We start from the raw sequence: 23,235 nt of genomic DNA, 5'->3' as shown, positions 1-23,235 counted from the left end.
TGCGCGCGATGGGATGGTCATCCCTTAGCGCCGTACGGCTGTTACCGACGGCGCTTGGTGCTTGAAGGGGATTTTTCAGGGGCGACTAAGTATCGGACACGTGGTGGTAGGCGATGCCGCCGTAGCCGCCCTAGCGGATGTGGTGCGAGGCGAGCAGATTCTGGTCGTAAAGGTCGTACTTGGTGCCGTCGGCGGCTGCGCTCTTGCCATCGCCCCAGCATTTGGGGCGCTGCAGGCCGGCGTAGCTGTTGATGATGTCTCGACAGGCCGCCGCAAGTTTGTTGGCATCCACATGCCGGCGGTTGACGAACTTGATCAGGCCGCTGCCGACGCGGCGTCAGGCGGAAAGGAACGGGCCGTGGATTCGCCGCCGGAAGCGCCATTTTTATCTGGCAACCTCATGATTTCGCAAAAGAAATCGGATTTTATAAGCCATTTTTACACGTATGTCGGCTGAACCCCACGTTCGGGCCATGGCGTGATCCGCGCTGCGGCCACCGGCCGCCGCGGCACCAGGGTGGCCAGATCGAGCGGCGCTTCACCAAGAAGAGGGTCGGCAGGGATTCGTGAAAAAATCGTTTTCTTACAGCGATTCAGCTAATTTTCGGCTGTTTTTTACATGAATCCCTGCCGACCCTCTTCTCCCTCATCCTCCAACGCGTCTATGTCACCCAATCTACAGGACTTGGTGGCGCTCGGATGATCAGCCGTTTGGGGAAGGCTCGATCATTCTCCGCGTCAATGCTTCGTCGCCTCAACCATGACTTCGGTGAGCCACCGCGAAACGGAGCGCTTCTCGCCAAACCGCGACACGGGAAGATCGCTTTCAAGAAAACGGATTCGCCTCCGAGAGTTACTTACATGGTGAATGTCTAATAATATCAACATCAATCCTCATAGGGCATTTAATTTCAAATAATGGACGGATTATTTAATTTTGACTATAACAAATATCGCAGAATGACGGAGGCGGCGGATAATCATCGCAATTCTCCGCCCTCTGAAGAACACAGGGAAAACCACAGCACGGATTACAACATGCATCCGCTGCTTGAATTCCTCCCGCGAAGAAATCCTGTGCAAGTGCATACCGATAGCTCGGTCCATCGGATGCGCGCAGCCGCGCCAACCTCCGGAACCCATACAGATTACTCAAAAATATTAGACCTAAGCGAATCCTATGGCAATGGCGAAAGGATTGCCGAACTGAAAAGAAGCTTGCCAAGTTTTACTCGCTTTTTGAAAGACTGCGGCCTATCACATATACGTGGCATGCAGATGCTTCGGGAATTGAATGACGATCAACGCGACCATGTCATACATCAAATAATAAGACGAATTGGGAATTGCATTGATCCTGAACATCGAGAAATCGCGCTGAGCCAACTGGAGTTAGATTGCAGTAAAAACATTGCGCTGAGCCAACTGGCTTGGGATCGCATTGCCGAAGCCAAAGCCAAAGCCAAAGCCGAAGTCGAAGCCAAAGCCAAAGCCAAATCCGAAGCCAAAGCCCGACAAGATCCTTGCCAAGGAACACTCAACGATATTATTAACTTACTACCAAGATACGAAGCATTAGAGCCAATTTCATCCATCATGAATGATATGCCCGGGTTCCAGATGTACTTGCGTGGAGATGGCTCATATGGCAAAGCGGGACTCGGCATACTTCAATACGCCACCCCAGATCACAAGAAAAGATTGAATCGCGCAATTAAGAAACGCCGGCAGGGCTTGCCCCCCCAAAACAGCAATTCGGCCAAATTAAAAGGAATAATTCGGGTCCTTCATAAAAAACCAAATTTAATCCTTGAAATCTCAAGAAAATTCAGCGATAGAGCGTGCAGTATCAACGATGCAAGCAGTGGATATTTATCACAATCAGAACTAGAAAAAATAGTCGACGAGGAAACCGGCGAACTGAGAAGTTTGGGTGAAAAATTGATTTCAGGAGCATCTGAAGGCATCCAGGCGGCAATTCGCGAAAATTTCAGAATTCGTTACCAAAAACCGGACCAGCCACCCAACAGCCCCCCTCAGCATGAAGAAAATCTGCCGCTCCAATCGTTCTTCTCGGGAGTGAGCGCAGATTTGAGGCGCATGGGGTACCAGCCGGAACCCGACACCCCGCAATACCCCCCTCAAAGTCCAGCTTCGGTCTTCAGCGGCCTCTCCTCCATGAGCCATTACGGCCGCGAATTCGACCTCTATACGCCCCAGGAAATCGAGCAGCCTTTTCATCAGCAGGAAGAAAATCTGCCGCTCCAATCGTTCTTCTCGGGAGTGAGCGCAGATTTGAGGCGCATGGGGTACCAGCCGGAACCCGACACCCCGCAATACCCCCCTCAAAGTCCAGCTTCGGTCTTCAGCGGCCTCTCCTCCATGAGCCATTACGGCCGCGAATTCGACCTCTATACGCCCCAGGAAATCGAGCAGCCTTGGAGCACCTATGGGGACTATGGCACGCAGACTCCCAGGGGGCACTCGCCCCCCCCGGCCATGAGTCCCGAGAGGATCGATGTGGACAATCTGCCGTCGCCCCAGGACGTCGCAGACCCCGAGCTTCCTCAAGTGACGGCCACTTCGTGGCTGCTAGATGGACATTTGCACGCCTACACCCAAGACCTCGCTCGCCGATTGCGAGGGGAGCCCAATGCCCATTTACTCCACTTTGCCGACTCGCAGGTAGTCACCATGCTGAACTCCGAGGACGAGGCACAAAGAGACGTTGCATTGCGCCGTCTCGTCGGAGACGCAGACAACCCCGCCCCACCCATCGTGTTCATGCCGATCAACCGAGACGACGTCCATTGGTCGCTTCTCGTCGTCGACCGTCGAGATAACCACTCGCCTGCAGCCTACCATTACGATTCCATGGGAGCTCCGCATCCGAATCAGCACTGGCACGCTCAAATGGCAGCTTGGCGCCTGGGCCTTGATGCTTCCCAAGTCAATAAAATGCCCACCGCGATACAGCCGGACGGTTATTCCTGCGGCGATCATGTGCTGACCGGGATAGACGTGTTGGCGCACAGGGTGGTCGACGGCAGCTTCGACGACGCGAGCTGCAGGGACCTGAGCGATATCGAACCAGACCGCGGCCTCATCAGGGATCTTCTTGCCCAAGCCAAGCAAGCTCCAGCAGAAAGCAGCGCCAGGCAAGTTCCCGAACGGCCCGTCGAACAGAAGAAAAAGAAAAGCAAGTGGTGGAAGTTCTAGCTATTGGACCATCGGCGATAGAGGGTCGGCAGCGATTCGTGAGAAAATTCTTTGCTGGCAGCGGGTTAGCTTACTTTTGGCGGTTTTTTACACGAATCCCTGCCGACCCCCAGCGACGCGCAGTTGTGGCACGCGCAGTGCGTGGCACTGGCCGACGGTGCCGAGTGCGTGGTTGGCGAGATCACCCAGGGCGAGAGCATGGGTGAGCTTGCGACGCAGGTGCTGGCGCAGATGCCGCCACGTTTTGTGTTGGCCGGATTCTCGTTGAGTGGCGATGTGGCCGCAGGAAATCCTGCGTATCGCGCTCGAGCGTGTGCAGCGCCTTGCCTTGCTGGATACCTCCGTACGTGCCGATTCGCCTGAGCGTGCGGCGCACCGGCGCGCGCAGGTAGCAAGCGTGCGTGGCCGGACGTCGTTTCTTGGATTCGGCGAACGGGTGATGCGCCACGACGTGCCTCCATCGCGCTGGCAGGACGCCGCCTTGCTGGAACGCGTGCGCGGCATGATCCAGCGCGTGGGCGTGGAGGTATTCCTGCGTCAGAGCCGGCTTGAGCGGGAAGATGCTCGCGCGCTGCTACGCGTATACCGGCCCGCTGTTGGTGCTGTGCGGCCAGGACGATGCGATCACCCCGCCCGCATTGCACGAGGAAATGGCCGCGCTCGCAGCGCAGGCGCAGCTGGTGCAAGTGCCTGCGTATGGACATTTGTCGCCACTAGAGCAGCCGCAAGCGGTATCGAATGCATGACGGGAGTCGTTGCTGGCCTGATGTTGCGATAGCCGATTTGAGGCAGCGACTGCTGCCGTGTGATCGTCAGGTGACAGGGACGGCATCAATCAGATATCGGCGAAAAGACCTTCCAAAAATTCACTGGTAAAGACGATCTGGACGCCATGGGCTGGTACGGAATGCACGCACGTACCATGTCTCACGCAGCCACTGTCTCGCGCAGTCAGGCTAGCGCGCAGTCACTTGCTGCAGCGACCTGAGAGCCGTCCGCCGTCCTGCCCAGAAAACCAGCGGTCAACAGTGCCATGAAAAAGGCAATGGGGCGCATGGCGGTGGCGTTGGTGTCGGGAGGCAGCAGCATCGCGTGTGGCGATGCGCACCGCCATGGGCAGCAAGTCAGGTTGCCGCAGGTCTTGTGCGCATCAGCGGCCGCAAAGCGTGAACCTGGTCGAGCACCTGCACGCTGACATCCTTTTAGCGACTGACTCACTTGACTCTCACGGCCGATGGTGTGAATTATGTTGCACAGCAGCATCGGAGCTTCGCAATGCTCGACTCACGCATCGAAAAGGTTGATCTGGCGCTGACCGAAATCGCCCAGAATCCATCAGAAAAGGTGGCGCTGTGGCAGTGGGCCTGCCGCGAGATGTTGCATGAGACGTTGATCGGCATGCACCAGCTCTCGCACCTGGCTGGCATCGCCCGGCAGGTGGCCAACGACTGGCGCGCACCGGTGGATGTGATCGCACCGGCAAAGCCCTATCTGGCGGCGTCGGCACTGGCCGATCGCCGCCTGCCGCAGGTGCTCGATGGCCTGGACAGCACGCATGATGACAACGATCGCGCCAATTTGTGGCGGCTGCGTTATGCCAGCCTGATCGCCGCCACTGTGCAAGGCATGCAGGCGCTGGCCGAAAAGCACCGTATCGATCGCCAGACGATGGCAATGGGACAGTTGAACTAAGCGTTATCGCGGTAGTGCGTTGGCGAGTGGCTGCGCAGTTGTTCGAGCAGCCGCTTCAATGCCGAACGGCCGCCTCTTCCATATGCCGCCACGCATGCCGCACGATCCAGCGCGCCTGATCCCATGGCACCGACAGCATCGGCTGATAGTGGTAAAAGCCTTCCTGCAGCACGCGGTACCGCTGCGCTTCGGTGGCGCGCGGATAGGCCAGATAGATGTCGTAGCCGAGCGCGAGCAGCCGGGCGTAGTCGGCAAAATCGTGGCCGCCCAGATGGCCTTCGGCATGGACATCGCGCCAGTAGGCAAATTCTGCGTCGAGGTTGACGACGCGGCGGGTCAGGACGGATGCGGTATGCATGGTTAGGACTCCCTTGTCGAGACTTACCCCCCTATGTCTGGCACCGTAGCAGCACCTGCCACAGCCAACCAGCACGCCACGACGAGCGGTCGTCGCGGCGGCTGTGCCACATCGGGCGTTGCCGATCCGGGGCAAAAACCGGGAACTCAATCCCAGTCGGGTGCAATCGCCTTCGGATTGGCCAGGCGCTGACCGCGGTCAAGTGCGGCAATTTCGCCCATGTCCTGCTCGCTCAGCTGCAACGACTGCGCCTTGAGGTTGCTTTCGAGATTTTCGCGCTTGGTCGAAGATGGAATCACCGAATAACCCTGCTGCAATGCCCAGGCCAAGGTCACCTGTGCCGGTGTGGCCTCGTGACGCGCGGCAATCGCCTGAATCACCGGATCCTTCAACACTTCGCCTACGGCCAGCGTCATGTACGAGGTGATATGGATACCCTGCTCGCGCAGGAACGCGATCAGTGCGCGGTTCTGAAGGTAAGGATGCACTTCGATCTGGTTGGTGGCGATGGCGTCGGCACCCAGGATGTCGATGGCCTGCTTGGTCAGTGCGATGGTGAAGTTGGACACGCCGATCGCGCGGGTCAGTCCCTGCTGCTTGGCTTGCGCCAGCGCTTCCAGATACTCGCGCATCGGCACCTGATCCTTTGGCGAGGGCCAGTGGATCAGGGTGAGATCGACCTGCTCGGTACCCAGCTTGCGCAGGCTTTCCTGCAGGCTCGACAGCAAGGCATCGCGGCCGAACTTGTCGACCCAGATCTTGGTGGTCAGATACAGCTGATCGCGCGGTACGTTGGACGCGGCAATCGCCTGGCCGACCTGTTCTTCGTTGTCGTAGATCTGCGCGGTATCGACCGCGCGGTAGCCCAACTCCAGTGCATTGCGCACCGAATCGATAACGACCTGGTGCTTGAGACGAAAGGTGCCGAGGCCAAATGCGGGGACGGTCATTGTGTTCCTTGGGGAATGGGGAATCGCAAAAGCGGAAGTTCTGCGGGGCGCTATGAATTTGATTTAATCGAGTGCGACGACGGCTTTGCCGAAGTTTTCACCGCGCAGCAGGCTGATCAGGCCCTGCGGTGCGCTGTCCAGGCCATGCAAGACATCTTCGCGATAGTGGATCTGCTCTTCGCGCAGCCACTGGCCCATTTCGCGCAGGAATGCGGGCATCAGGCGGATGAAATCGTGCTGGATGAAGCCGCGCACGGTCAGTCGTTTGCGCAGGACCTGACCCATGAAATCCGGCAGGCGATCCGGCCCCGGCAACGTCTGTCCACGGCTGTTGTAGGTGGCGACCACGCCGCACACCGGGATGCGTGCAAAGGCGTTCAACTGCGGCAACACCGCGTCGAACACCTTGCCGCCGACGTTTTCGAAATAGATGTCGATGCCGTCCGGGGTGGCGGCGCGCAGCTGTTCGGCAAAGTCGTCGGCGCGGTGATCCAGGGCGACGTCCACGCGCAGCGCATCGCGCAGGTAGCGCACCTTTTCTTCGCCACCGGCGATGGCTACTACGCGCAACCCTTGCAAGCGCGCCAGCTGCGCCACGGTGGCACCGACCGGGCCGCTGGCGGCCGCAACCACCAATGTTTCGCCCACCTGCGGCTTACCGATTTCGTGCAGGCCGGCGTAGGCGGTGAAGCCGGGCATGCCGTACACGCCGAGCGCGGTGCTCAGCGGCAGCGCACGTCCTTGGGCAGCTTGCGCAATGGCACGGTAGGCGTGAGCAGGCTGTGTGTCTGCCAGCCGCCCTGCAGCACCAGCAATTGGCCGGGTTGGTAGTCGGGATGATGCGATTCGAGCACGTTGCCCACGGTGCCGCCTTCCATCACCGCGTCGATCTCGACCGGTGCGGCGTAGGACGGGCCATCGTCCATGCGTCCACGCATGTAGGGGTCCAGCGACAGAAAGCGATTGCGCACCAGAATCTGTTCGTGCCCAGTGGGCGGCAAGGCGACCTCTTCCAGACGGAAGTTGTGGGCGCTCGGCTCGCCGTGCGGGCGTGAGGCCAGCACGATGCGGCGGTTGGTGATCGATGTCATGCGGATTTCCTCGCAAAGGGACCACGCGTGCGCGGCCGAGGGAGCACAGCCGCGATGGCGGCTGCGCGAGGCAATGATTGCGATGGGTCGTGCGCGTTGTGGAAGCGAGGCGTCAAGCGGTTTCGGAAGGCTCCGGCGCGCTGGCGGTATCCAGCTGCGCGATCTGATCGGCGCTGAGCGACACGCGCGCCGCCGCCAGCACGTCGTGCAACTGGGTCACGCTGGTGGCGCTGACGATCGGCGCGCTCAGGCTCGGGCGCGCGATCAACCAGGCCAATGCGATCTGCGCGGGCGTGGCGCTGTGTGTGGCGGCCAGATCGTCCAACGCTTGCAGAATACGCAAGCCACGTGGATTGACGTACTGCTTGACCACCGACGCACCGCGCGCGCTGCTCTTGCCGGCGTCGTCGGCACTGCGGTACTTGCCGGTGAGAAAGCCGCTGGCCAGCGAGTAATAGCTGATGACGCCGACCTCGCGCTCGCGCACCAGCGGTTCCAGCTCGGCCTCGTAACCGACGCGATCGTAGAGGTTGTATTCCGGCTGCAGGCTTTCATAGCGCGGCAGCTTGTATTGCTCGGAAATATCCAGTGCATCGCGCAGGCGCGTAGCGCTGTAGTTGGAGGCGCCGATCGCGCGCACCTTGCCTTGCTCGATCAAGCGGCCGAATGCGGCCAACGTGGCTTCCAGCGGAATCGATGCGTCGTCTTCGTGCGCCTGGTACAGATCGATCACATCGGTCTGCAGGCGTGTGAGCGAATCTTTCACCGCAGCAACGATGTTCTCCGGCGACAGGCCCGGATGCTCGCTCCACTTGGCCACCTTGGTGGCGATCAGCACTTTTTCGCGCTTGCCGCTGCGCGCAAGCCAGCGCCCGATGATGGTTTCCGACTCGCCACCATGATTGCCGGGTACCCAACCGGAGTACGCATCGGCGGTATCGATCAGATTGAAGCCGGCATCGACGAAGGCATCGAGCAGCGCGAACGAGGTCGATTCATCGGCGCTCCAGCCGAACACATTGCCACCGAACACGATCGGTTGAATCTGCAGGCCGGAGCGGCCCAGCGCGCGGGATTGAGTCATCACTAAGCTCCTGATTCAAAACTGCTGACAGGATAGTCATGCACGCCGATGTTGCGTGTGACACCAGCGTGGATTCAGCGTTCCGCCCATCGTCCTCGGCGGCTCACAGAATTTGAACATGTCGAGTGCCGCGCCTGCTGCGGCAAGCGACGCCATGCACATGGCAGGCTCCAAATCACGTGCTAGGCTCGCGCCACTTTTTCCCGTAAAGGGCGCTGGGATGATCCGCAACAAGCTGGTGTGTGCAGGTGTGGTGGGGATGTCCGTGGCGATGAGCGCGCCGCTGGCAATGGCAATCAAACCCGCCGATAGCGCCACCCTGCAGGCGCCCGATGCGGCGCTGCAAAAGGCCATCGACGGCACCTGGCGCGACCGTGTGTACGTGCAGCGCGATGTCTATCGCCATCCAGGCCAGACGCTGGCGTTCTTCGGCATCAAGCCGACCCAGACCGTTATCGAAATCACCCCGGGCGGCGGCTGGTATTCGGAAATTCTGGCGCCGTATCTGCGCGAGAAGGGCAAGTACATAGCAGCGGTCGTCGACCCGGCCGCGGTGCCCGAAGGCCGTGGCCGCGATTCCGCACAGCGCGGGCGCGACGAGCTGGAGAAGAAATTTGCGGCCAAGCCGGAGCTGTATGGCAAGCCGTCGTTCGTGTCGTACGTGCCCAAGACGCCCTCGTTTGGCGTGGACAATTCGGCCGATCTGGTGCTGACCTTCCGCAACGTGCATAACTGGCGCATGGCCGGCGATGCCGAGGCGATGTTCGCCGGCTTCTACAAGGTACTCAAGCCCGGTGGCATGCTCGGCGTGGTGGAGCACCGTGCCAAGGCCGACGTGGCGGCTGACGACAAGAGCGGCTATGTGGGCCAGGCCCAGTTGATTGCGATGGCCGAAGCGGCTGGTTTCAAGCTGGCCGCCAAGAGCGAGGTCAACGCCAACCCGCGCGACAGCAAGGACTATGCCGGTGGTGTGTGGACGCTGCCGCCGAGCAATAGCCACGACAAGGCTGACGATGCCAAGTACAAGGCGATCGGCGAGAGTGACCGCATGACCTTGAAGTTCGTCAAGCAGTGATGGAGCGCCTGCATGCCGAGGCGCAGTGCGCGTTCGGTTTGCAGGCGTTTGTTTCAACAATCGCATGAGGCCACACGCCGCATCGCGTTTTGCATCGCTCTGAGGCAACAGGATTGGCATGTTGGTGTTGTTGAATAAGCCCTATGGCGTGCTGTCGCAATTCAGCGACCGCTCGCAGCCGCGCAAACGCACGCTGGCCGAATTTGACTTGCCGGCCGACGTGTACGCGGCAGGCCGTCTGGATCACGACAGCGAAGGCTTGTTGCTGCTGACCGACGACGGCGCATTGGCGCATCGCTTGACCGACCCGCGCCACAAACAACCCAAGACCTACTGGGTGCAGGTGGAAGGCGAGCCGGATCCTGCGCAACTGCAGGCCCTGCGCGATGGCGTGGTACTGAACGATGGCCCGACCCGTCCTGCCAAGGTGCGCAGCATCGATCCCGCCGCTAAGGTGTGGCCGCGCGATCCGCCGGTACGCGTGCGCAAGACCGTACCCGACGCATGGCTGGAACTGCAGATCACCGAAGGCCGCAATCGTCAGGTGCGGCGCATGACTGCATCGGTAGGCCTTCCAACCTTGCGTCTGATCCGTGTGGCCATCGGTGACTGGACGTTGGACACCCTCGCGCCCGGGCAGTGGCGCGCAGAAGTTACCCATAACGCACGTCCGAGCCGGACGCGACGCTGAGCCGTCGCGGATACGATGGAGGGTGTCGATCTGCCGGTGCATCGTGATGTCCTTGCGCTATGCATGGGGAGTGCGCGCGGATTCGCTGCGCCGACCGCGCGGGATCGTTCGATTGCCGCTCCAGGTGTTACAGCCGTTCTTGTCGGTTAGCCGCAACCAGTGCCACGCGCAAGGCGTGCTTTCGTCCTCTCTGCTACGCCGCAATGATCGGGCCCGCAGCAAGCGTCCAGCGTGGTTTCATCCATAACGCAGCACGTTCTTCATTGAATCCAGATCCATAACCGACAACGCCACGGCGCAGGGCCGTGGCGTTGTGGGGTTTACCTGGAGAGATGGCTTATTCGATGCCGTCGCTCGGGGTCACTGCACCGCGACGCTGATAGGCCGCGCGACGTGCGCTGGCATTGCCGGCGTTTCCGCGGTCCAGGCGATGCACGTTGCCGCCGAGCACCTGCTGATCACGCTGGCGCTTGCGATACACGGCATAGCCGATCAGGCCGAGGCCTGCGACGGCAGCAGCCACGGTGATGGCGGGGTTGCGCTTGACCACCTTGCCGACCACCTTGCCGCCGGTACGCACGGCACCCAGCGCGGCGCCGGTCTTCAACCATTCGCTGGCACCCGGGCCGAAATGACGCAGGCTGCTGCCCGCATTGCGTGCCTTGTCGCCCGCATCGGAAGCAGCGTGACGCAGGTGGTCGCCGGCAGTGCCAGCCAGTTCCATGGCACGCTCCAGGGCGCGTTCGGTGATCACAGTCAGCTTGCTCATTAGAGGCGTTCCTTTCTGAGTACGTGGGCTGTAGTGTGTGGGCTGCTGCGTATAGACGGTGTTAGCGGTGGTGGAGCTTGTTTGGGTTGCGGTTAAGTAAGGATGCAGGGCGCTCTGGTGGCTGGCGCCGCCAGTTGGTCAAGACAGTTGCTCTCCCGAGGGGAGAGGGGCTTGACGTCCTACGTCTGAAAGAGACGAACTTTAAGTGCCACGCGGTTTTGCTCGATGGGTTGCCGCCGCCGTCCATGGATCGTCCGGCCATGGATGTCGCGGATACCGCCCCTTCATCTCCTTCCTGACCTCGGGATACGTTGTCACCCAGAAGCTTTTCAGATCCTGCGTCACCTGCAGCGGGCGCCCGCCCGGGGAGAGCAGGTGCAGGGTCAGCGGGATGCGGCCGTCGGCGATGCGCGGGGTTTCGGTCAGGCCGAACAGTTCCTGCAATTTGACCGCCAGCACCGGTGGCAACGGCTGCTCGGTGTGATCGATGGCGTAGACGATCTGCCGCTCCATGCCAGATGGCACGCTGATGCGGGTGGGCGCGTGGCGGTCGATGGCCTGGCGGCGGTCCCACGGCAATGCGGCCCTGAGGGCTTCGCCCAGGCTGGTTTCGTCCAGCGCGTCGAGCCGGGTTTTGCCGTCGAACGCCGGGCGCAGCCAGGTGTCCAGTGTGTCCAGCAGCGCGGCATCTGACAGGTCGGGCAGGGCAAGCTCCGGCATCCGGGTGCGCAGCGACTGCACGCGTGCACGCCATTGGCGCAGGCCGTCGGTCCAGGGCAAGGCAGAAAGACCCAACTGGCGTACCGCATCGGTGAGTGCGCTGGCCGCTTGTGCGGGATCGACGCGGCCGGCGGGGCGGCTGTCGAGCACGATGCGGTCGAAACTCGACTGACGCCGCGTGACCAACGCGCGCTTGTCCGCATCCCACTGCACCACGTCCTGCTGCACGAAGCGCTCGGGCACGCTGCGGCGCAGATAGCCTTCGTCCACCGGGGCGGCGCGTAGTAGCAGCGCGTCCTTGGCTTCGTAACGCAATTCGCTGGCGACCAGCCACGGTTCGCCGCGCAGATCGCTGTGGTCGAACAGGCGCGCGCTGCGGCCGTTGGCGAGCAGGTAGCGCAGCGGGTCGGCAGGGTGACGTGCGGCAATGCGGTCGGGGAACGCGTGCGAGAGCAGATCGCCAAGCGCATGTGCCTCCACGTTAGATGGCGGTGTGCTGTCGCAGCGCAGCCGGCGTCGCCACTGTTTGGCAGCACTGTCGATCGCGGCCAGGCCGCTGCGGTTGGCATCTTGCGCGCTGCGGCCTTGCCGAAACGCGGCCAGCGCGCGCCAGCGCGCGGCCAGGCCATCGCCGCCCTGACGCAGCGGGTCGCGCGCTTCCAGCAAGGCGGCCAGGTCACAGGCCAGCGCCACGCGCGCGGTATCGCCGGCTTGGGCCAGCATCGCAGCCAGGCGCGGATGCGTGCCCAGCGCGAGCATGCGCCGGCCCAGCGCGGTGATGCCGCCGTTGTCGGTGCGCGCGCCCAGCCGCTGCAGCAAGTCGTGTGCGGCAGCCAGCGCGCCGGCCGGCGGTGCATCGACAAAGCGCAGTGCGGCGCTGCCCCAGGCGGCCAGTTCCAGCGCCAGGCCGGCCAGCTCCACCTGGGTGATCTCGGCACACCGCTGCGGTTCCAGCCGCTGCGATTGCGGCCACAGCCGGTACGCCCAACCGCTGGCCACACGCCCGGCGCGGCCGGCGCGCTGGTCGGCCGAGGCTTGCGCAATGGGGGTGATGTCCAGCCGCGAGAACCCGCTGTTGGGGTCGTAATGCGGCGCGCGCGCCAGCCCGCTGTCGATCACCACGCGCACGCCTGGCAGGGTCACCGAGGACTCGGCCACGTTGGTGGCCAGCACCACGCGCCGGCGCCCCTGTGGATCGGGCTGCAGCACCTGGCTCTGCGCGTCGACCGGCAGTTCGCCATGCAGCGGCAACACCTGCACCGCCGGATCCAGCACCTCTTGCAGCGCGCTGTGCACGCGTGCGATCTCGCGCTGGCCGGGCAGGAACACCAGTACATCGCCAGGATGGGTGGAGACGGCATGTTCCACCGCGCGCCGCGTCTGCGGCTCCAGTGTTTCGTCGCGGCGCGCGGGAAAGTGCGCGATGTCCACCGGAAAACTGCGTCCGGCGCTGCTCAGGCGAGGCGCCTCGAGAAAGCCGGCCAGCCGCTCGCCATCGAGCGTGGCCGACATCGCCACGATGCGCAGGTCTTCGCGCACCTGCGCCTGCACATCCAGCGCCAGCGCCAGACCGAGGTCGCCGGCCAAATGGCGTTCGTGGAATTCGTCGAACAGCAGTGCGCCGATGCGCTCCAGCATCGGGTCGTCCTGAATCAGCCGGGTCAGGATGCCCTCGGTGACGACTTCAATGCGGGTGCGCGCGCAGGTCTTGTTCTCGAAGCGGATGCGGTAGCCCACCGTCTCGCCGACCGGCTCGCCGAGCTGGCGCGCCATGAACATCGCGGCGCTGCGGGCGGCCACGCGGCGCGGTTCGAGCATCACGATCTTGCGGCCGGCCAGCCATGGCGCGTCCAGCAGTGCCAGCGGCACTTGCGTGGTCTTGCCGGCGCCGGGCGGGGCTTCCAGCACCAGCCGCGGATGGGTGGCCAGGCTGTCGCGGATGTGGGGCAACAGCGGGGAGATCGGAAAAGCGGGGTCGGTCATGCGCGGGAAGGATACGGGGCCACCCGAATCGGCGCGATGGTGGGGCGGGTGGGTGAGGTCTGTCAGGGAATCGCAAGCGGCGAAGCGCCTGCCAAGGCATACCTGGCCGGTTTGGCGGCCGAGGTTGCTTCAGACCAGCGCAGTCGCGTCGATAATCGCTGTAATGCCCATTATTGGATTCACCCATGTCTGCTGCCACCCCGAAGTTCGTCAGCCTGCAAAGCAAACTGCTTGGAGCGCTCGCGCTGGGTTTGTCGGTCATCCTGCTATGTGCACTCGGCGGACTGGGCACGGCGTGGTTGAGTCTGTCGGGCAAGGTGCCGCCGGAAGTGGCGCAGGCCTCCAGCAGCGAAGAGATCATCCGCGATTTCCGCCTGCAGGTGCAGGAATGGAAGAACGCGCTGATCCGTGGACACAATCCGGCGCAGCTGGACAAGCACATGAGCGCATTCCGCGAGCAGGGCAAGAAGGTGCATGCAGGCACCGAAGCGCTGTCCAAGGCCACCCAGGACCCGCAGGCGCGCGCGCTGGCGCAGGACTTCGCCAAGGCGCATGTGGCATTGCAGAGCAATTACGAAGCGGCGCTGGGCAAGTTCGCCGAGGCCGGCTACGACACCCAGGTGGGCGACCAGCTGGTCAAGGGCCAGGACCGCGCGCCGAGCCAAACGCTGGAAGCGCTGGTGAAGCGCTGCAAGACCCTGGCCGATGCCGCAGTGCTTGCCAGTTCACAATCGGCGCAGCAAACGCTGGTGCTGTCGGCGGTCGCCACGATCGTTGCGGCGCTGTGCCTGGTGGTGGTGCTGGGCTGGTGGATCCGGCGCTCCATCGTGCGCCCGATCGAAACCGTCGCACGTGCGGCACGGCTGGTGGCGGCCGGCGATCTATCTGCGCGCGCGGTGGTCAGCAATCGCGATGAAATCGGTTTGCTCGGCCAAGCCATGGACCAAGTGGTCAACACGCTCACCGACGTGTCGACCGCGCAGGCCGACATGGCGCAGCGCCACGAAGCCGGGCAGATGAGTTACCGCATGGACGCGCAAGCCTTCCCGGGTGCGTACGGCCGCATGGTCGACGACACCAATGGTTTGATCGGCGCGCAGGTCGGTTTGATCGGCGACATGTTGCAGGTGATGCAGCGCTACGCGGTCGGCGACATGTCGGTGGATATGCCGCGTTTGCCGGGCGAAAAAGCGCAGCTCACCGAAGCGATGGACGCCACCAAGCGCAATCTGGCTGCGATCAATGGCGAAATCCGTGGCTTGGTCGAAGCAGCTGCGGCGGGCGACTTCGCCACGCGCGGCAATGCCGATGCCTACCAGTTCGAATTCCGCGGCATGGTCACCGGCCTCAATGGCTTGATGCAGAACGTGGACCAGAATCTGGCCGAGTTGTCGCAGCTGCTCAAAGCGATCGCCGAGGGCGACCTGACCGCACGCATGCACGGCAACCAGCAAGGCGTGTTCGCGCGCATGCGCGACGATGCCAATGCCACCGTGCAGCGCCTGACCGCTATCGTCGGCGACATCACCGTGGGCGCGCAGACCATTCGCACCGCCTCGGCAGAGATCGCCGCCGGCAACAACGATCTTGCGCAGCGCACTGAACAGCAGGCTGCCAACCTGGAAGAGACCGCCGCCTCGATGGAAGAACTCACCTCCACCGTGCGGCAGAATTCGGAGACCGCGCAGCAAGCCAGCCGCGGTGCGCAGGCAGCCGCCGAGATCGCCGGCCGCGGTGGCGAGATGGTGGCCAGCGTGGTCGACACGATGGGTGAGATCGAGGTGTCGTCCAAGAAGATCGCCGAGATCATCAGTGTGATCGACGGCATTGCCTTCCAGACCAATATCCTGGCCTTGAACGCGGCGGTGGAAGCCGCACGTGCCGGCGAACAGGGGCGCGGTTTTGCGGTGGTCGCCTCCGAAGTGCGCGCGCTGGCGCAGCGCTCGGCCGGCGCGGCCAAGGAGGTCAAGCAATTGATCGATGCGTCGGTGGCCAGCGTGGAGCGCGGCAGCGCCCGTGTGGATCGGGCCGGGCGAACCATGCAGGACATCGTGCAGTCGGTGCAGCAGGTCACCACGTTGATCGCGGAGATTTCCGCCGCATCGCGCGAACAGGCGTCCGGCATTGAGCAGGTCGCCCGTACGGTCAATGACATGGACGAAACCACCCAGCGCAATGCCGCGCTGGTGGAAGAAGCTTCTGCGGCGGCACGTGCGATGGAAGAGCAGGCGGTGGAACTGAGCGAAGCGGTGTCGGTGTTCCGTCTGGATATGCGCCGGCCACGGTTGGCGGCTGTGGCTTGATTTTGTCATTCGTTTTAGCGTCGGCTAGGCGCGCGGGGTTTGTGATGGAGGCTCAACGCGCCTGCTGCTGGTCTATGCCAAATCCACGCTGCGGCGAGATCCGCAGACAGCACATGCTGGTGCAGCTTCAATTGGTTGGCCCGGCAGGTGGATCGACGTCGCCCTGGTATTGCTTGCCGAAGCGCTTGGGCAAACGCTGATCGCGCTCGCGTTGCGTGCACAGTTGGCGCAGTGCGCCGGTCATCGAGAGTGCGGCGCCAGCGAGCTTGCAGTAGCCGCCGACACCCTGTTGATCTACGACGTGGGCGTGGAGTTGGCCAACAGCCGGCAGTGGCCGAGCTGGCAGGACGGCTCGGAGTTCAAGGCGATCCGTGCCAAGAGCGATGCCGCGTGTCGTTGAGTTTTCTGCTGGCGGTGCGTGGTTGCACGCGCCGTCGGCAAGGACGCGATGCAGTGATCCATTGAACACGCAGTCGTGTCCGCTACTGCACCGGCGGCGCTGATTTAGAATCGGGGGTTCTTCGCTGTTGTCGGCACCGCTCAATGTCTTCTTCTCACCACGCTTTCGCTCCCACGCGCAGCGGGCTGGTCGCTCTCGCGTTGTTGCTGGTCTATGTGGTCTGGGGCTCGACCTATCTGGCGATCCGGTTTGCGCTGGAAGGTGGCGCGCTGCCCTTGACCATGGTGTCCGGAACGCGCTTTATCGTGGCCGGCACGGTGCTGTATGCGGTGCTGCGCTGGCGTGGTGTGGCTGCGCCGACGCGTGCGCAGTGGAAGAACGTGGCGGTGATGGGTGGGGCCTTGTTGCTTTTGGGCAACGGCATGGTGGTATTGGCCGAGCGCGGCGTGTCGTCCGGGTTAGCTGCCACGGCAGTGGCATCGGTGCCGCTGTGGATGGCGTTGTTCGGCGCCTTGCGTGGGCAGCACGCCAGCGGTGGCGAGTGGCTGGGCATCGTGATCGGGTTTCTCGGTGTGGCCTGGCTCAACGCTGGCAGCAGTCTCACCGCGACGCCTGGCGGATTGGTGTTGCTGTTGATCGCACCGATCGGCTGGGCGTTCGGCTCGGTGTGGTCGCGCGGGCGCGATCTGCCATCGCCGTTCATGACCGCCGCCGCGCAGATGCTGTGCGGCGGCGTGCTGTTGGTGAGCGCCGGCCTGCTGATCGGCGAGCGCCCACAGACCTTGCCGACATCGCACGGGCTGATCGCGGTGGCGTATCTGTGCGTCTTCGGCTCGATCGTGGCGTTCACTGCGTATGTGTGGCTGCTGCATCACGTACGCCCGGCGTTGGCCGGCAGCTACGCCTACGTCAATCCGGTGATTGCGGTGGGGTTGGGGGCCTGGCTCGGGCACGAGTATTTCAGTGCGCACGACATCGGTGCGATGGCTGTGATCCTGTCGGGCGTGCTGGTGGTGACCTTCGCCAAGGCGCGGCGATGGGTGCGGTCTCGCCGATCGAGGCGCGCCGCGGGCTGTTGATCACCGCATCGACTTTCGTGATCTGGGGTCTGGTGCCGCTGTACTGGCATCTGCTCAAGGCGGTGCCGTCGCTGCAGATCATTGCGCACCGCATCGTGTGGAGCACGGTGCTGGTGGTGGCGTGGTTGCTGGCGACATCGGGCCTGCGTTGGTGGCGCGCCATCGCCGCGCAACCGCGCGCGTTGTGGATGCTGGCCGGCAGCAGCGTGGCGATTGCGTTCAATTGGGGCCTGTATATCTGGGCGATCAACGCCGGCCATGTGATCGAGGCCAGTCTGGGGTACTTCATCAATCCGCTGCTGAGCGTGTTGTTGGGTGTGCTGGTGTTGAAGGAGCGCTTGCGCCGCATCCAGTTGGTGGCGGTGGTGTGCGCGGCTGCGGGCGTATTGTGGTTGACCATCGATGCCGGTGCGCCGCCGTGGATCGCCTTGGGGCTGGCGTTTTCGTTCGGTGCCTACGGTTTGCTGCGCAAGTTAGTGGCAGTGGATCCGGTGGCCGGGCTGGGCGTGGAAAGCGTGTATCTATTCGTGCCGGCGCTGCTGCTGGCGGGGTGGGGCGAGCAGGGCCATGGCGGCGCTTTCCTGAGCGACTGGGAGTTGCGCACCGATCTGCTGCTGATTTTCGGCGGGGTAGTGACGGCGGTGCCGCTGATCGGGTTTGCGTATGGCGTGCGGCGGATTCCGCTGTCGCTGGTGGGCATCCTGCAGTACATCGGGCCGAGCCTGCAGTTGCTGCTGGGTGTGTGGTTCTTCCACGAGCCGTTCGACCAGGGGCGTGCGATGGGTTTCGGCGCGATCTGGGTGGGGCTGCTGCTGTTCGTCGGCGACAGCATGTGGCGTTCGCGGCAGCCGGTTGTGGTGGCCCCATAACCTTCGGGTGTGCGCAATCCTCGGCGATCGCACGGCGAATGCAATGCGGGGTGTGCTGTTTGCGGCAGAGATGTCGCGCGCTTCGGCAGCCCGCCGTTGCGCAGTTCCTGCTCGGAATCAGCTGCGTGGCGCTGGTGCCGGTGTCGCCACTGCGAGCGTTGAAGCCGGCAGCGCCTGCGGCGCGGGGCAGTGGCTCGGGTCCTGTTGCGTTTGCGCCAGCCACTGATCGATCGGCCCGCCGAGCAGATCCAGCCGTAGCGGCAGGCTCAGATGATTCTCTCCGGGCAGTTCGACGTAGCGTACGCGCGGGCTGGCCAGCGCCAGCGCACGCCCGTGCGCGACCGGAATGTGCTGATCGGCATCGCCATGCAACAACAACACACAGCTGCGCGTGTCGGCCAATGCGTGCGCGACATCGACGCGATCCAGATCCAGTTTGAGTTGGGTGTCGGCCGCGGCGATCACCGCATCGATATTCTGGTCGGCATAGCGCCAACGCGCATACGCGGCCACCGCCTGCCCGCGCCAGCCGTGCGGTTGGCTGGCGAGCAGGTGCGGCACCATGTCGCGGATGCCGCGCCCGGCGTTGGCGAAGGATTCCATCGCCACCACACCGGCGACGCGGTCGCCCAGCTTGTCGGCGCTGAACAGCGCGGTGGCGGCGCCATAGGAAATGCCGAACAGATACAGTGGGCCGCGGATTTCGCCGTTTGGTTGCAGTGCGTCGAGCACAGCGATGACGTCATCGGATTCGCGCGTGCCGTAACCGGATGGGCCACCGCCGGAATGGCCGTGGTTACGCAGATCGATGGTGATCACCCGGTAGCCAGCCTGCGCCAGTTCCAGCGACCACGGCAGCAGCGAATCGCCATTCATCATCCAGCCATGCAATAGCACCACGGTGCCGCGCGGCGCCAACGCCGCGACGGTGGGCACCTTGAAGCTGAAGTCCACATCCAGCGCATGTGCCGGATCGTTGCGTTGGCCGAGATAGCGATAGCGCATGGCGTACTGGCCGGGATCGATCGCACGCCAGAAGATCGGCACCTGATCGCGCGTGACCACGTGCCCGCTGCGGTTGGGCACCGTGGCGATGGTGGCGGCAATGCGCTCTTCGTCCAGCAACGGCGACACCCCACCGGGCGCAACCAGACGCTCGCTGAGCGAGGTCGAGGACGAAGAACAGCCGGCAAGCCACAGGCAGGCGCAGGTCAGCAACAACAAACGCGTCATGGCAGCACATCGATGGATCAAACGGCCCATTACCCTACGACCTGCCCGATTCGCGCAGCTACCGCACTGCAGTGACAAAACGATGACAGCCTGCAATGCGTTCAGCCGCAGCACCCGCACTCGTGCTGCTTTGGCTGTCACGATTCCCCACTCCCCACTCCAACGGCCGGCCCCTAAACCTCGCGTAACGCTGTGGTAATCGGCAGCCGCGCCGCCCGCAACGCCGGAAACAGCCCGCCCACCAAACCGATGCCCAGCGCCCATTTCAGCCCGCTCCACAACAGCTCCGGCGACACCTTGAACTGGAACACGATCTGGCTGAAGTTGTTGCCCAGGGTGGACACGCTATAGCCATTGAAGATGGCCCAGGCGATCAAGCCACCGAGCAGGCCGCCCAGCAGCGCCAGCAACATGGTTTCCAGCATCAGCGCCATGATCACCGGCGTGCCGCGAAATCCGATTGCGCGCATGGTGGCGATCTCGCGCGCCCGCGTGGCTACCGCCGCATACATGGTGTTGAGCGCGCCGAACACCGCGCCCACCGCCATGATCGCGCCGATCACCGTGCCCAGGATGCTGATCAACCTGTTCAAGCCGCCACCCTGTTTGCCGTAGTACGCGCGGGTGGTTTCCACATCCAGCTTGAGCCGCGGGTCGGCGGCCATGGCGGTCTTGAACTGGCTAAATCCGGCCTTGCCCGCAGTGCGTACGCTGATCGACTGGTAGGCGCTGCGGTTGTAGGTGGTGGCCAGCGTCTGCGCATCGGTCCACAGCTCCGAATCGTGCGCATCGCCGGAGGCGAACACGCCGACCACGGCCCATTGCTGGCTACCCAGGGTGAGTGTTTTGCCCCGTTCCAGCCCGCGGAACTGGTTCAACGCGCCCTTGCCGACCACGATCTCGCGCAGGCCGGTGGTGAAGCGCCGGCCCTGCACGAGCTTGACCTTGTCGTGCACCGCCCAGGCCTGTTGGCCCACGCCGCGTAATTGCGCGTTGACGTCGGTGCCATCGGATTTGGAGGCGATATTGACCACTTGCGCCAGTTCCGGCGACAGCAGCGGGCGGCCGTTGGCATCGGCAGCGATGCCGGGCAGGCTGCTGATCAGTGGCACCAGGTTGCGGGTGATCACCGAATTGGTTTCCGCCTGCGAGCCGCCGCGCAACACAATGGCAGTGGTGTCGTCGCCGGTGTTGTTGAGCGTGGCCTGAAAGCCCTGGCCCATCGCCAGCATCGCCACCAGCACGCCGACCACCCCGGCAATGCCGACCACAATCACCGAGCTGGCACACCAGCGTTGCGGCAGGGTGGCGATGCCGATACGTGCGGCGGCCAACGACAGCCGGCCGCTGCGTGTGGCCACCAGCCACACCGCCAGCAGCACCGCGATCGCCAGCACGCCGATCCACGGCAGCGCGATCCACACGCCCAACCCGACAGCCAGCACCACGACCGACAGCAGGTTGACGAGACGGTTTTTCCATTTGGTTTGCATGTGCATGCTCCTGTCAGCGGCCGGCGAGGGCATCGACGATCTTCAAGCGCTGCGCGCGTCGCGCCGGCAGCACACCCACCACAATGCCGATGCCGGCCATCAGCCCCAGCCCGACCAACCAGGTCTGCAGCGGTACGCTTTGCACCGGCATCACTCCGCCGCTGCGTGCGGTCACCATGGGGATCACCAGCGCTGCCAGGCCCATGCCGATCAAACCGCCCAGGCCGATCAACAACACCGACTCCACCATCACCAGACTCAACACGGTGCGGTCCTGAAAGCCCAGCGTCTTGAGTGTGGCCAATTCCGGTATGCGCTCGCGCACCGCTTGGGCCATGGTGTTGCCGGTCAGCAGCAACAAGGTGAAAAACACTGCGGCCATGATCGAGGTGACGATCAACCCGATATCGGCGAATTGCTTGAGGAAGGCCTGCTGGAAGGCCGATTCGGTCTGCGACTTGGTTTCATGATCGGAGTTGGCCGACAACGCATCGATCGCCTGCGCCACGCGCGAGGCCTGGTCGGCCTTGCGCAGCGTCACCGTGTACCAGCTGACCTTGCTCTTGATGTAGTCGTTGGACTCGTCGAAGTATGTCCAGTTCATCATCAACTGGCGTTCCTGATTGGCCGCCACCGCGCGGTCTTTCATGCGGAAGATGCCGACCAGTTTCAACGGCCAGTCGTTGCCGCCACCACGCGGAAAGATGGTGGCCTGCAGCGGGATGGTGTCGCCGATCTTCCAGCCATTGGCCTTGGCCAGGGATTCGCCGACGATGGCGCCGGTGCGCGTGGTCTGGAAGGCCTTGAGCTGGTCTTTGGGCAGCTCGTATTCGCTGTAGACATCGAAGAAATTTGGTGCCACCGAAAAGTTGGGGAAGAAGTTTTTCGGGTCGCGATAGATGCCGCCGAACCACATCGCCGAGGTCACATCGCGCACGCCCGGCACGCTGCGGATCTGCGATTCCAGACTGATCGGCAACGATTGGGTGATCGACAAACGCGAAGCGACCACCAGCCGGTCCACACCGCTGACGTTGCCGCCGGAGGTAAACGCCACGCGCACCGAATCGAGCATGCCGAACAACAAGAACGCCGCCACCACCGACAGCAGCGTCAACAAGGTGCGGGTCTTGCTGCGGAACAACTGCGCCCACACCAACGAGAGATACTTCATGGCATCACTCCTTTAGAGCGCAAGCGGCGCGTCGGCCAGCTCGCCCTTGTCCAGATGGATGGTATGGGTGGCGTACTCGGCCGCCTTGGGGTCGTGGGTGACCATCACGATGGTCTTGCCGTGTTCGCGATTGAGTTCCTGCAGCAGGCGCAGGATCTCTTCGGCATTGTGGCGATCCAGATCGCCGGTGGGTTCGTCGCAGATCAAGAACGTGGGGTCGGAGACGATCGCGCGCGCAATCGCCACGCGTTGCTGCTGGCCGCCGGATAATTCGCTGGGCTTGTGGGTGCGGCGATCCTGCAGGCCTACCAGGGTCAATGCGATCTCTGCATGGCGCTTGCGCTGCGCGGCATTGAGCGAGGTGAGCAGTAACGGCAGTTCCACATTCTTCTGCGCGCTGAGCATGGGCATCAGGTTGTAGAACTGGAAGACGAAGCCGACGTGGTGGCTGCGCCAGGTGGCGAGCTGGCCGCCACTCATGCGGTCGATGCGTTCGCCTTGAATCTCGATCTCGCCACCGCTGGGGCTGTCCAGGCCGCCGATCAGATTGAGCAAGGTGGTCTTGCCCGAACCGGACGGGCCCATCAATGCGATGAAGTCGCCGCTGGCGATGTCCAGATCGATGCCGTGCAGCACCTGCACCTGCTCGGAGCCGCGTTGGTAGGTCTTGGTGATGTTGCGCAAGCTGACGAGAGTGGTCATGACGACTCCTGGCGGTGCAATGGGATGAGGTAAGAGCGATGCGGCATGGCGACTGCAACTGCATGAAGCGGCAGGGTGGCGATGCGATGACTGTGGCGCTGCAGGGCGGTGCGGCACGACGAAAGACGCGAACGCTGGGCGAAGCGCTCGACCACGCATGGTGGGCGACGCTGGAGGAGTTTTTATTTCTGCAACGACGGATCACAAGGTTTGATGCGGATCAATATCTGAGGTTTCCCCACGTTTTCCCGAGATAGATCAGCTGGTTGAACCCGGATCGTGTAGAAACAAGTGCGCGCATGGCGCAGTCTTCAAGGTGACTAAGCCATAGAAGGACTGACGACCATGCG

General features: G+C 63.1%; 17 protein-coding genes and 3 pseudogenes. 9 read left to right on the top strand and 11 right to left on the bottom strand.

Annotated elements, in window-relative coordinates:
• Positions 1-133: 133 nt before the first annotated feature.
• A pseudogene (locus XpopCFBP1817_RS11825) lies at positions 134-313 on the bottom strand (Tn3 family transposase); the annotation flags it as partial.
• A 605-nt stretch (positions 314-918) separates the two neighbouring features.
• Between XpopCFBP1817_RS11825 and XpopCFBP1817_RS11820 the strand changes: the two are divergent.
• From XpopCFBP1817_RS11820 to XpopCFBP1817_RS11810, 3 genes and pseudogenes are all read left to right on the top strand, one after another.
• Entirely contained in the window at positions 919-3,219 is a 2,301-nt protein-coding gene (locus tag XpopCFBP1817_RS11820; protein WP_244171145.1) for a C48 family peptidase, read from the top strand.
• Between the two features lie 99 nt (positions 3,220-3,318).
• Positions 3,319-3,965: pseudogene (locus XpopCFBP1817_RS11815) on the top strand (alpha/beta fold hydrolase).
• A gap of 529 nt (positions 3,966-4,494) precedes the next feature.
• A complete protein-coding gene (locus tag XpopCFBP1817_RS11810) occupies positions 4,495-4,911 on the top strand; it encodes a hypothetical protein (RefSeq protein ID WP_167393919.1) in 417 nt (138 codons plus the stop codon).
• A 55-nt stretch (positions 4,912-4,966) separates the two neighbouring features.
• On the opposite strand, the gene XpopCFBP1817_RS11805 is transcribed toward XpopCFBP1817_RS11810, so the two are convergent.
• The 4 genes and pseudogenes from XpopCFBP1817_RS11805 to XpopCFBP1817_RS11790 all read right to left on the bottom strand — a co-directional run bounded on the left by XpopCFBP1817_RS11805 (position 4,967) and on the right by XpopCFBP1817_RS11790 (position 8,394).
• Entirely contained in the window at positions 4,967-5,269 is a 303-nt protein-coding gene (locus tag XpopCFBP1817_RS11805; protein ID WP_128417279.1) for a hypothetical protein, read from the bottom strand.
• A gap of 146 nt (positions 5,270-5,415) precedes the next feature.
• A complete protein-coding gene (dkgB, locus tag XpopCFBP1817_RS11800) occupies positions 5,416-6,219 on the bottom strand; it encodes a 2,5-didehydrogluconate reductase DkgB (protein ID WP_128417278.1) in 804 nt (267 codons plus the stop codon).
• Between the two features lie 63 nt (positions 6,220-6,282).
• Positions 6,283-7,310, bottom strand: a pseudogene (locus tag XpopCFBP1817_RS11795) (NADP-dependent oxidoreductase).
• A 112-nt stretch (positions 7,311-7,422) separates the two neighbouring features.
• Positions 7,423-8,394, bottom strand: a complete 972-nt coding sequence (locus XpopCFBP1817_RS11790; protein ID WP_128417277.1) for an aldo/keto reductase — start codon at positions 8,392-8,394, stop codon at positions 7,423-7,425.
• A gap of 220 nt (positions 8,395-8,614) precedes the next feature.
• Here XpopCFBP1817_RS11790 and XpopCFBP1817_RS11785 point away from each other — a divergent pair, with 220 nt between their 5' ends.
• Together XpopCFBP1817_RS11785 and XpopCFBP1817_RS11780 are read left to right on the top strand one after the other, a co-directional pair.
• Positions 8,615-9,469 carry a class I SAM-dependent methyltransferase gene (locus XpopCFBP1817_RS11785; protein ID WP_128417276.1) on the top strand — a complete coding sequence of 285 codons (855 nt, stop codon included), beginning with the start codon at positions 8,615-8,617 and terminating at the stop codon, positions 9,467-9,469.
• A gap of 118 nt (positions 9,470-9,587) precedes the next feature.
• Positions 9,588-10,160, top strand: a complete 573-nt coding sequence (locus tag XpopCFBP1817_RS11780; RefSeq protein ID WP_128417275.1) for a pseudouridine synthase — start codon at positions 9,588-9,590, stop codon at positions 10,158-10,160.
• Positions 10,161-10,497: 337 nt separating this feature from the next.
• On the opposite strand, the gene XpopCFBP1817_RS11775 is transcribed toward XpopCFBP1817_RS11780, so the two are convergent.
• Complete coding sequence (locus XpopCFBP1817_RS11775) at positions 10,498-10,929, bottom strand: hypothetical protein (protein ID WP_128417274.1); 432 nt, start codon at positions 10,927-10,929, stop codon at positions 10,498-10,500.
• 201 nt (positions 10,930-11,130) lie between these two features.
• Positions 11,131-13,632, bottom strand: coding sequence for an ATP-dependent helicase HrpB (hrpB, locus tag XpopCFBP1817_RS11770; protein WP_128417273.1), 2,502 nt, complete (start codon positions 13,630-13,632; stop codon positions 11,131-11,133).
• 185 nt (positions 13,633-13,817) lie between these two features.
• On the opposite strand from hrpB, the gene XpopCFBP1817_RS11765 reads away from it, so the two are divergent.
• From XpopCFBP1817_RS11765 to rarD, 4 genes are all read left to right on the top strand, one after another.
• The gene (locus XpopCFBP1817_RS11765; RefSeq protein WP_167393918.1) at positions 13,818-15,935 is read left to right on the top strand and encodes a methyl-accepting chemotaxis protein; all 2,118 of its coding nucleotides are present in this window, start codon (positions 13,818-13,820) and stop codon (positions 15,933-15,935) included.
• A gap of 169 nt (positions 15,936-16,104) precedes the next feature.
• On the top strand, positions 16,105-16,335 hold the full coding sequence (locus tag XpopCFBP1817_RS21580) for a hypothetical protein (RefSeq protein ID WP_158251294.1): 231 nt from the start codon (positions 16,105-16,107) through the stop codon (positions 16,333-16,335).
• Between the two features lie 143 nt (positions 16,336-16,478).
• Positions 16,479-17,414 carry a drug/metabolite exporter YedA gene (gene yedA, locus XpopCFBP1817_RS11760; protein ID WP_128417272.1) on the top strand — a complete coding sequence of 312 codons (936 nt, stop codon included), beginning with the start codon at positions 16,479-16,481 and terminating at the stop codon, positions 17,412-17,414.
• Complete coding sequence (rarD, locus tag XpopCFBP1817_RS11755) at positions 17,372-18,283, top strand: EamA family transporter RarD (RefSeq protein WP_128417271.1); 912 nt, start codon at positions 17,372-17,374, stop codon at positions 18,281-18,283. The genes yedA and rarD overlap by 43 nt, the downstream gene beginning before the upstream one ends.
• A 117-nt stretch (positions 18,284-18,400) precedes the next feature.
• Here the strand turns inward: rarD and XpopCFBP1817_RS11750 are convergent, their stop codons facing one another.
• The 4 genes from XpopCFBP1817_RS11750 to XpopCFBP1817_RS11735 form a co-directional block, all read right to left on the bottom strand.
• A complete protein-coding gene (locus tag XpopCFBP1817_RS11750) occupies positions 18,401-19,516 on the bottom strand; it encodes an alpha/beta hydrolase family protein (RefSeq protein ID WP_128417270.1) in 1,116 nt (371 codons plus the stop codon).
• A 173-nt stretch (positions 19,517-19,689) separates the two neighbouring features.
• Positions 19,690-21,015: an ABC transporter permease gene (locus XpopCFBP1817_RS11745; protein ID WP_425479106.1), complete on the bottom strand. Its 1,326-nt coding sequence runs from the start codon at positions 21,013-21,015 to the stop codon at positions 19,690-19,692.
• A gap of 7 nt (positions 21,016-21,022) precedes the next feature.
• Entirely contained in the window at positions 21,023-22,183 is a 1,161-nt protein-coding gene (locus XpopCFBP1817_RS11740; RefSeq protein ID WP_128417269.1) for an ABC transporter permease, read from the bottom strand.
• A gap of 12 nt (positions 22,184-22,195) precedes the next feature.
• Complete coding sequence (locus XpopCFBP1817_RS11735; protein ID WP_128417268.1) at positions 22,196-22,885, bottom strand: ABC transporter ATP-binding protein; 690 nt, start codon at positions 22,883-22,885, stop codon at positions 22,196-22,198.
• Between the last annotated feature and the right edge of the window lie 350 nt (positions 22,886-23,235).

Origin of the sequence: Xanthomonas populi, assembly GCF_002940065.1 — a bacterium.
GTDB classification, from domain to species: Bacteria; Pseudomonadota; Gammaproteobacteria; order Xanthomonadales; family Xanthomonadaceae; genus Xanthomonas; species Xanthomonas populi.
The sequence above is the reverse complement of the archived record's forward strand: the minus strand, read 5'-3'. Positions and strand labels throughout refer to the sequence as shown.